This window comes from Bariatricus massiliensis, assembly GCF_900086725.1.
Lineage (GTDB): Bacteria > Bacillota > Clostridia > Lachnospirales > Lachnospiraceae > Allocoprococcus > Allocoprococcus massiliensis.
Map to the genome: position 1 here is coordinate 1 of NZ_LT574834.1, position 10,563 is coordinate 10,563.

Consider the following 10,563-nt stretch of genomic DNA (forward strand, 5'->3'; position numbering starts at 1 on the left):
CGTGCACTCTGGGGTTAGGACCGCAGGAATGATTCAGGAAGACTAACAGAACGGTTTTGGGAAAGCCGGCCAGAGAGGGTGAAAGCCCCGTACGTGAAAGTCCGAATGACATGGCGGTATCCAGAGTACCACGAGACACGAGAAACCTTGTGGGAATATGCGGGGACCACCCCGTAAGGCTAAATACTACTTAGTGACCGATAGCGCATAGTACTGTGAAGGAAAGGTGAAAAGGACCCCGGGAGGGGAGTGAAAGAGAACCTGAAACCCTGCGTTTACAAGCTGTGGAAGCACTTTATATGTGCGACCGCGTACTTTTTGTAGAACGGTCCGGCGAGTTACGCCGGCTGGCAAGGTTAAGCACTCCAAGGTGCGGAGCCGAAGGGAAACCAAGTCTGAATAGGGCGCCAAGTCAGCCGGAGTAGACCCGAAACCGGGTGATCTACCCATGTCCAGGTTGAAGTTGCCGTAAAAGGCAATGGAGGACCGAACGCACATCCGTTGAAAAGGGTGGCGATGAGGTGTGGGTAGGGGAGAAATTCCAATCGAACCCGGAGATAGCTGGTTCTCCTCGAAATAGCTTTAGGGCTAGCCTCATGACAGTCTGCCGGAGGTAGAGCACTGAATTCCCGCGGGGGCGTCAAAGCTTACCAAAGGATATCAAACTCCGAATGCCGGAAAGATAGTCATGGGAGTCAGACTACACGAGATAAGTTGGGTAGTCGAAAGGGAAAGAGCCCAGACCTGCAGCTAAGGTCCCAAAATGTGTGTTAAGTGGAAAAGGATGTGGGATTTCAAAGACAACTAGGATGTTGGCTCAGAAGCAGCCATCCATTAAAAGAGTGCGTAATAGCTCACTAGTCGAGAGGTCCTGCGCCGAAAATGTCCGGGGCTGAAACACACTACCGAAGCTCAGGAATTACGAATGTAATTGGTAGAGGAGCATTCTTAGAGGGAGGAAGCAGTACCGTAAGGAGCTGTGGACTTCTAAGAAGAGAGAATGCCGGAATGAGTAGCGAGAGGAAGGTGGGAATCCTTCCGGCCGAATACCCAAGGTTTCCAGAGTAAAGCTGATCTGCTCTGGGTAAGTCGGGGCCTAAGGCGAGGTCGAAAGACGTAGCCGATGGACAACAGGTTGAAATTCCTGTACTGCAGTATGACAGAACTGTGGGGACGCAGAGGGAGAGCACAACCCGGGAATGGGATCCCGGGGCAAGCGGGGTAGGAGTGAAATTGGCAAATCCGTTTCACAATCCGAAGACGTGACGCGTACCGAACTATAAGTAGGGAAGTGTGTGAGCCAGCTGCCAAGAAAAGCCGCTATCGTTCATACTGTACCCGTACCGTAAACCGACACAGGTAGGTGAGGAGAGAATCCTAAGGCCGACGGGAGAAGCATTGTTAAGGAACTCGGCAAAATGACTCCGTAACTTCGGGAGAAGGAGTGCCAGCGAGAGCTGGCCGCAGAGAATTGGCCCAAGCAACTGTTTAGCAAAAACACAGGTCTATGCAAAACCGAAAGGTGAGGTATATGGGCTGACGCCTGCCCGGTGCTGGAAGGTTAAGGGGAGAGGTTAAGGACTCGTCCTGAAGCTTTGAACTTAAGCCCCAGTAAACGGCGGCCGTAACTATAACGGTCCTAAGGTAGCGAAATTCCTTGTCGGGTAAGTTCCGACCCGCACGAAAGGCGTAATGATTTGGGCACTGTCTCGACAATGCACCCGGTGAAATTGAAATACCAGTGAAGATGCTGGTTACCTGCGCCAGGACGGAAAGACCCCATGGAGCTTTACTCCAGCTTGATACTGGGATTCGGTATTGTATGTACAGGATAGGTGGGAGGCTAAGAAGTGGTGACGCCAGTCGCCATGGAGCCGCTGTTGGGATACCACCCTTGCAGTACTGGATTTCTAACCAGCAGCCGTGACCCGGCTGGGGGACAATGTCAGGTGGGGAGTTTGACTGGGGCGGTCGCCTCCGAAAGGGTATCGGAGGCGCTCAAAGGTCCTCTCAGAATGGTCGGAAACCATTCGCAGAGTGCAAAGGCAAAAGAGGGCTTGACTGCGACACCGACGGGTGGAGCAGGTACGAAAGTAGGACTTAGTGATCCGGTGGTATAAAGTGGGATTGCCATCGCTCAACGGATAAAAGCTACCCTGGGGATAACAGGCTTATCACTCCCAAGAGTTCACATCGACGGAGTGGTTTGGCACCTCGATGTCGGCTCATCGCATCCTGGGGCTGAAGTAGGTCCCAAGGGTTGGGCTGTTCGCCCATTAAAGCGGTACGCGAGCTGGGTTCAGAACGTCGTGAGACAGTTCGGTCCCTATCCGGCGTGGGCGTAGGATATTTGAGAGGAGCTGACCTTAGTACGAGAGGACCGGGTTGGACTGGCCGCTGGTGTATCTGTTGTTCTACCAAGAGCATGGCAGAGTAGCCAAGCCGGGAAGGGATAAACGCTGAAGGCATCTAAGCGTGAAGCCCCCCTCAAGATGAGATATCCCTACGAAAGTAGTAAGACCCCTTGAAGACGACAAGGTAGATAGGGCAGAGGTGGAAGTGCAGCAATGTACGGAGCTGACTGTCACTAATCGGTCGAGGGCATAACCAAGAGGTAGGAAGGGAAAAATGGATGGAATGATTAGATTTGTATGCGGTTTTGAAGGTATATAAGAACTTTGGAAAGAAACACGGTATGTGTTTCTTTTTTTAATATATCAAAGAATTAAGGCTCAGAAGAACAAACTGTTCCATTATACAGGCGAGCCACCACTTGGAAAGTAAATGGCACTATGTGTCGCTTCCTTTCCTGCGTTTGTGGTATAATAATTGCACATACGTGCAATCAAAGACAATTGCATTGTCTTTGTGCCGCCTAAGCGGCATATTATACAGGCGAGCCACCACTTGGAAAGTAAATGGCACTATGTGCCGCTTCCTTTCCTGCGTTTGTGGTATAATAATTGCATATACTTGCAATCAAAGGCAATTAATGTCACAGTTGAAGGAGAAGACAAATGGAACTTTTGTTAAAGAACAATCCAATATTGGAGATAGAAGACAATGGATTCTGTAAAATCGTTGATTTTGAACGTCTTCCTTTCGCTCTCAGGAAGCAGGATATCACTCTGGCGGATTTTATAGAATGGGCTTCTAATCGTACGCTTTCTATCGGCAGGAGTTATGCGAAAGAGATACTCAACACACTGCGGCTGTCCCAAAGCAATCGATATGCTGTCTGCAAAGCATGCAGGGGTGTTTCGCTTGAAGATTCATACTGGATACGTCAAGATGGGGATGAGAAGACATGGGAGGAGATTAACCTATTTCAAAATCCGTTATCTCTATTTATTACAGAAGTGTCTCTGTCGGGAAAAAATATAAATTATCAGGCAGCGGCCAATTTGAAAAAGGAGATTCATACACCGGAGCTTACTACGCTGGGGGCGAGCGCTAAAGGTTGGATACGCCAGACGGATGGGATATATCTGCACAAAGTCGGCAAGTATGAGATTCCAGCAGATGAGGTATTGTCTACGGTGGGTATCGAACATATCCCTTATCAGATTTCCACTGAGGAGGAGGTCGCCTCTTATCTGTCAGAAGAAAGAAAAGAATGGATTGAAGGCGTGGGGGAGATGGTGGTCAACTCCAGAATCTTCACTTCAGAAGAGACGGCGCTGGTAACTTTTGAGGAGTTTAAGATTTTTTGTGAAGCGTATGGATTGAATCCATATGAAGAAGCTTCTAATATAGACAGGGAAGCTTATTTAAAAATGCAGGTTGCCGACTATTTATTAAATAATAATGACAGACACGAGCAGAACTGGGGATTTCTTATGGAAAACAGTACCGGTAAAATCACAGGATTTTGCCCTTTATTCGACCATGATCATGCTTTTTCTAATAATTTGAACGTTCTTTCTCAGACGACGGAAGAAATATGTACATTAGAAGAAGCCGGGCTGCGGGCTCAGAAGGAGCTAAAGCTTGACTTAAGCAGAGTGTCCAGAATGAGTAAACCGTTACAATTGACGGAAAAGCAATGGAGCCAGTTGCTGGAGAGAAATGAAAAACTTTGTAATGAGCGTGTATAAGCAGAAAGCCGCAGACGATTTTTACCGTCTGCGGCTTTCTTAGAATCCTTAGGGGTTTGAGGTTTTCTGCGTATCTCTTTTTGTGCAGTACAATGCAAATCCGATAGTACTGAATGAGCAGCATACGACAACGGCCCATGTGGGGAGAATCTTCACTACACCTAAAAGGACAAGGGCAACACTGACGCCCCAGACAGCATAGCGGGGATGTTTAACTGCAAATATTGCGAAAAGGCCTCCGAAAATAGAGGGCAGCACATAGTTCAATGCAGTCAATACTACTTCTGGAAGCAGACTCATCAATGCATTTCCACCAACTGCGGCGATAGTCACTACGATAAGATTGGTGATAATTGAGCCTGCCATTCCAAGAGTGGCAATGATTTCACCCTGTTTAGTCGCAGGTTCCACACCGATGACATCCTGCGCTACAATGGCGCATGGCACACGCATATTGGCGATGTTCCCAGATAAAAATGCCATATACGTTCCCGATACTCCGAGAATAGGAAAATAGGAAATCGGGGTCATAAAATATTCGACTCCATAAATAGATGCTATCATAAACCACGCGGTCAATATTGTGTGGACCGGAGGGATAGCATGATAAACCACGGCCAGATAAATTGCGGGTCCGAAACAAAATGGAATAGAGCCGAGTAATGTAATCATACCCCACCGGACAATTGGTTTGGTAAATATTTCTTTATAAGCTTGTTCTTCCATATCTGCCTCCTTATGTGAAGTTTAGTGTTAAGACAGCCGAAATCATTCCGACAATCATGGCGATGCCGAGATTGTATTCCTTGAGCTTGGGATGTTTTTCAGAAATCTTAATCAGCAGTATCATGGTGACGGCGGAAGCTAGTACGGAAGCCAGTCCGGGCGAAGACTTCAGAGCCTGATCGGCGGCGAGATAACTTGCCGTGCCTAGAACAGCTGCGCCGCATACCTCGGCCATTATCTTCATATTGCCCTTGGTGAATTTAGCCATAACTTTATCGAGTCTATGGGTGAATAGTCCGCAGAAAAGGAGCCAGCCACAGCCGTTCAGCGTCATGGTCCATACAGATGCGGTAAATGCGGTCAGACCATATTCGGCTGAGCCAAGCTCTACCCCCATTGCTTTGGCGCCGATAGTAGTAGCCGTAAGCTCAGTGGGAGCTGCGCCGATAAACGAAAGACGAAGCCATGTCATAGGCCCGCCGATAACTGCCATCATGCCAACCATAACAATGAATACTGCCATCGCCGGACCCACGGCGGATGTGGCGCCCACACGGAATGCCTTGTTGCACTGATGGGTGGTCAGTCCACATAAGGGGGCGGCTTTATAGGCTTTTTTTGAAAAAATGTATGCTTGAAGTCCGACTATGAAAACTGCGGGTATTGCGGTCATCCATAAGCCGAGAGAGTTTGCTATATTCATATAATCTTTTATGACAATCACCTCCTTCAGAAAAAGGGAGAATCTTATGGTGAAGACACTCCCTTTTTGACAGACTGCTTTTTATTTATCCAACGCTCTCGCATGTTTCGTGTAAACGGAAGAATCAATGCCCTCCAGATATGCTACCACTTCATCTACCGGGACCACATCACAGAATTTTGCTTCCATATCAAACAAATTCCATTCGATAACGCCGGGAACACGGTCGCCTACAGTGCCTTCCGGAACTATTGTTTTGAAACCGTAGCCTGTAGAATCCATAACGGTATGTCGTACGCAGGCACAAGATGTAGCACCCATAACGATCAATGTGTCAACTCCCAGATAATTAAGTGTCTGTGCCAGATGTGTTCCAAAGAAGTTGGACGCAAATTTTTTATGTATAACAGGTTCTTCTGGACGTGGTTTGAGCTTCGGATCTATCTCCATCCATTCGCTGTCTATATCAAGTGCGCTCATAGGAATTTTTTCATCCCACCTAGGCAAATCCCATTGAGCATCGCCTACATAGCCGGTAGTCGTATGGAAGATAGGAACACCTGCTTTTCTCCCAGCCTCCAACACTTTTAATGCTTCAGCACATACTTCATTGGAGTGGTCACAGGTAAACGGATGTCCTTCGCTCATCCATGCCTTTGCCATATCTACCGTAGTGATGGCTGGCGCTTTGCCGTAACCCATTTTGCGCATGAATCCACGTTCTTTATATATCTTTCTTGCTTCTGCGAATGCTTGTTTCAATAATTCCTCATCAAAATTGTAATTGTCCACAAATTTGTATTCTTTATTCTCTGCCATAGTTATACTTTCCTTTCTAAAATAGAATTTAGCGTTTGTTTTTCATTTCTCCGGATAAAATGATGTTTCAAATTGCTCTTTATGTTATAATAGTCGCAAAACAACAGCATTTCAATAGATGTTGCCCAACTGTCAAAGACGATACAGTGACAATTGTTTGACAAATATATGCGCGCGGAAGGGTTATTTATGAGACAAAAAAAACTTTCTACACTAGGATTTATTATGGAGTGTCTGGATATTCAGACTGTCTCACTTGCAAGGGCTCTGCATGTAGATGCCAGCCTTGTGAGCAAATGGAAAAGCGGGGACAGAAGTCTGACCGGCAAATCCACATATTTTCAAGAAGTTATTACATATCTGATGGAAGAAAGCGCAAAGTCGGGGCATCAACTTTTAAGAAATGCGCTTAGAGAGCTGTATCCTCATGAAGAGATAGGAGCAGGAATACAGATAGAGCCGTTGTTAAGGCAGGCTTTGACTAAAATTAAATATCACAGTAAACCGGAAAACAGAAAGCTGCTTACGGAGGGAGCTGAAAATATTACGTTGTCAGTATTTGAAGGCAACGCAGGAAGACGGACGGCAATAGAAAGGCTGCTTAAATATGCAGAAGGTATGGCAACGCCGGGGAAAATAGTTTTTATTGATTCCGAGGAATATGAATGGCTTCTGGAAGATATGCAGTTCGCGAGGCTATTTGCATTAAAGATGGAATGTCTGCTCAAGAAGGGATTCCGTGCTCAATTTGTGATTCATTATTCCTCATACCGAGAAAGGTTTGTTCGATTGTTTGAAACTTGTAGTTCCCTTATTTTTCATCGAAACGTAGAGTGGTTCTACTATGAATATTATGACGAAAATGTTTTTAATTTTTCTTTTTTTATTCTGAATCACGCGGTATCCTTGCTGGGACTGGCAGCAGGAAGGAATGCGTCGAGTACTATGCTGTTTTTCGACAATGCAACCGTAATCCGGCATGAAGGCATGGCGGACTATGTGATTAATAATTGCAGACAACTTTTTATTAACTTCAGACCCAATCAGTTCGGGGAAGTAGTAAATGACATTTATACAATACGAAAAAGAGGCGCGTTGTATTCCTTCTTGCCTGCCCCGGCTTTTCTGTCGGCCAAGGAGTCTCTCCTGGAGGAAGTGATGAAGGAAAACGGGGTCAGTGGAGAGTGCTTAGAAGAGTGTCTCACTATTAATCGGATGATGCGGGAGATAACACATTGTCATTTTTCCAGATTGGAGAAGAAGCCGGAACCATTTATACATATATTACAGCTGGAAGAAATGGTACGAAGGGCGAAGACCCGGCCTTTTATCAGCTGCAGCCTTACTCTGCTCGGTGGAAAGGTCGTAAAAGTTAGTTTAAATCAGTATGCGGCCTGCATCCGAAGTCTCGCAGAAGGTTTGGAAAAACATGAAAATCTACAGATTGTTTTAGTGTCGGAAGAAGACCATGCTCCGCTTCCCGGCATTAACTGCTGGTGCAAACAGAATACTTGGATGGTACAAATGGATGAAGAGGGATTTCGTTTGAGTGATGAAATCAGTATCGTAAATGCTGCGTCTGTTACATTAGAACGCTGCGTGAGAAGGGTTCCGCCAGAAAGAAAAGAGAAAGCAGCAGTAAGAAAATTTCTGCTGGAGTTGGCAGATGAACTAGAATATGAAGGGATAGAAGAAAATCTACATCAGAATCATTGATGCGAATTGTGTCAAGTAAAAACCCTGTCGACAAAAAGGAAGAAAACGGCAGGGTTTTCCTGACTGAATTGTCAAAATTGTACGAATAAAATAAAAAATAAAAATAATGTTGACAATTCATATCCCAGATGGTAAGATAACATTCGTTGACCGCGGGGACAGGAAACAGGCCGCCGGGGCAGCAAAAGAAAAATAAAAAAACTGTTGACAGATGATGGCGAATTATGGTAATATAAATGAGCTGTCGCTGAGACAGGACAAAGAACTTTGATAATTAAATAATAGACAACAACCCTGAAATTCCAGATATAGTTCTGACAGCGTGCGAAGTACGCTAGGGACAAGCTGGGAGGGCCTGGCAAGCTTGCTTGCAGGGGCACTTACAGATTGTACCGTGATGCACGGAGTGCATTGGCAGAACGAACGGGAGCGAACGAACTTGTTCGTGAGCTTTCGGTATCTAAGAGAAATTCAGAACAAAGATGTTGGAAACTAAGAGGAAGTTCGGCACAGCCGAACGACTTTCACACTAAATTCGTGTGGGACCTCATTAAGTGTTCAATGTCGACCTAGAACAGTAAACAGGAACAGAATTGCCAAGCGATTCTGAACTGGATACAAACACTTTTAACGAGAGTTTGATCCTGGCTCAGGATGAACGCTGGCGGCGTGCCTAACACATGCAAGTCGAACGAAGCACCTGAACTCGATTTCTTCGGAAAGAAGGTTCTTGTGACTGAGTGGCGGACGGGTGAGTAACGCGTGGGTAACCTGCCTCATACAAGGGGATAACAGTTAGAAATGGCTGCTAATACCGTATAAGACCACAGCACCGCATGGTGCGGTGGTAAAAACTCCGGTGGTATGAGATGGACCCGCGTCTGATTAGCTGGTTGGCGGGGTAACGGCCCACCAAGGCGACGATCAGTAGCCGACCTGAGAGGGTGACCGGCCACATTGGGACTGAGACACGGCCCAAACTCCTACGGGAGGCAGCAGTGGGGAATATTGCACAATGGGGGAAACCCTGATGCAGCGACGCCGCGTGAGCGAAGAAGTATTTCGGTATGTAAAGCTCTATCAGCAGGGAAGAAAATGACGGTACCTGACTAAGAAGCACCGGCTAAATACGTGCCAGCAGCCGCGGTAATACGTATGGTGCAAGCGTTATCCGGATTTACTGGGTGTAAAGGGAGCGTAGACGGCTGTGTAAGTCTGGAGTGAAAGCCCGGGGCTCAACCCCGGGACTGCTTTGGAAACTATGCAGCTAGAGTGTCGGAGAGGTAAGTGGAATTCCCAGTGTAGCGGTGAAATGCGTAGATATTGGGAGGAACACCAGTGGCGAAGGCGGCTTACTGGACGATGACTGACGTTGATGCTCGAAAGCGTGGGGAGCAAACAGGATTAGATACCCTGGTAGTCCACGCCGTAAACGATGAATACTAGGTGTCGGGTGGCAAAGCCATTCGGTGCCGCAGCAAACGCAGTAAGTATTCCACCTGGGGAGTACGTTCGCAAGAATGAAACTCAAAGGAATTGACGGGGACCCGCACAAGCGGTGGAGCATGTGGTTTAATTCGAAGCAACGCGAAGAACCTTACCTGGTCTTGACATCCCGGTGACAGAGTATGTAATGTACTTTCCCTTCGGGGCACTGGAGACAGGTGGTGCATGGTTGTCGTCAGCTCGTGTCGTGAGATGTTGGGTTAAGTCCCGCAACGAGCGCAACCCTTATCTTTAGTAGCCAGCATTTAAGGTGGGCACTCTAGAGAGACTGCCAGGGATAACCTGGAGGAAGGTGGGGATGACGTCAAATCATCATGCCCCTTATGATCAGGGCTACACACGTGCTACAATGGCGTAAACAAAGGGAAGCGAGGCCGCGAGGCGGAGCAAATCCCAAAAATAACGTCTCAGTTCGGATTGTAGTCTGCAACNATTGTTTAGTTATCAATGAGTGAGTGCGCAGAATGGATTACAGGTTTGTGACGCAAGCTGGCTTGCAGGAACAAAACTGGAAGACAGGATGCATAAGAAGGATTGAATCTAACGAGATGAAGCAGAGCGGAATCGAGTTAGATGAAAGACTGGCACTCACGGAATATAACTTAATACCGCTGGTGGCGATGCGGTCAGGGGACACACCCGTTCCCATCCCGAACACGATGGTTAAGACCTGACCGGCCGATGGTACTGCACTGGAGACGGTGTGGGAGAGCAGGTGGCCGCCAGCACTAAAAAAGAAGAACTGGTTTTTACCGGTGATCAGAGATTAAAAGAAAGCTTTTAGTTTCTGATGACTGATAAACCTCAGTCACAAGATGTGAACTTGAACCTTAAGAACAAATGTGCTCACATCTTCATGTACCTTGAAAATCGCATACAAAAAATAATCAATTCTCAAATAGAAATATTTAAGAAAAGACATCCGAGGATCCACTGTGAGAGCAGTGGAAACACGATTCGAGAAAACGAATTCAAAAAACGAACCTGAATACCAAC

5 protein-coding genes and 3 rRNA genes are annotated in these 10,563 nt (G+C 46.7%); 5 read left to right on the top strand and 3 right to left on the bottom strand.

Annotation, left to right across the window (positions count from 1 at the left end; all coding sequences use genetic code 11):
* Positions 1 to 2,611, top strand: a 23S ribosomal RNA gene (locus BN6465_RS00350); the annotation flags it as partial.
* Positions 2,612 to 3,017: 406 nt separating this feature from the next.
* Positions 3,018 to 4,097 (top strand): HipA domain-containing protein, encoded by a 1,080-nt coding sequence (locus tag BN6465_RS00355; RefSeq protein WP_066730628.1) that lies wholly within the window; start codon positions 3,018 to 3,020, stop codon positions 4,095 to 4,097.
* A 48-nt stretch (positions 4,098 to 4,145) separates the two neighbouring features.
* Here the strand turns inward: BN6465_RS00355 and BN6465_RS00360 are convergent, their stop codons facing one another.
* The 3 genes from BN6465_RS00360 to BN6465_RS00370 form a co-directional block, all read right to left on the bottom strand.
* Positions 4,146 to 4,823 (bottom strand): hypothetical protein, encoded by a 678-nt coding sequence (locus BN6465_RS00360; RefSeq protein ID WP_066730629.1) that lies wholly within the window; start codon positions 4,821 to 4,823, stop codon positions 4,146 to 4,148.
* A gap of 10 nt (positions 4,824 to 4,833) precedes the next feature.
* Positions 4,834 to 5,526: a DUF5058 family protein gene (locus BN6465_RS00365; protein ID WP_066730630.1), complete on the bottom strand. Its 693-nt coding sequence runs from the start codon at positions 5,524 to 5,526 to the stop codon at positions 4,834 to 4,836.
* An 81-nt stretch (positions 5,527 to 5,607) separates the two neighbouring features.
* Positions 5,608 to 6,345 (bottom strand): isochorismatase family protein, encoded by a 738-nt coding sequence (locus BN6465_RS00370; protein WP_066730631.1) that lies wholly within the window; start codon positions 6,343 to 6,345, stop codon positions 5,608 to 5,610.
* Positions 6,346 to 6,534: 189 nt separating this feature from the next.
* Between BN6465_RS00370 and BN6465_RS00375 the strand changes: the two genes are divergently transcribed.
* The 3 genes from BN6465_RS00375 to rrf all read left to right on the top strand — a co-directional run bounded on the left by BN6465_RS00375 (position 6,535) and on the right by rrf (position 10,295).
* Positions 6,535 to 8,061: a hypothetical protein gene (locus tag BN6465_RS00375; RefSeq protein WP_066730632.1), complete on the top strand. Its 1,527-nt coding sequence runs from the start codon at positions 6,535 to 6,537 to the stop codon at positions 8,059 to 8,061.
* A 626-nt stretch (positions 8,062 to 8,687) separates the two neighbouring features.
* Positions 8,688 to 10,080: ribosomal RNA gene (locus tag BN6465_RS00380) — 16S ribosomal RNA — on the top strand.
* 97 nt (positions 10,081 to 10,177) lie between these two features.
* Positions 10,178 to 10,295 (top strand): 5S ribosomal RNA (gene rrf / locus BN6465_RS00385).
* Positions 10,296 to 10,563: the final 268 nt, after the last annotated feature.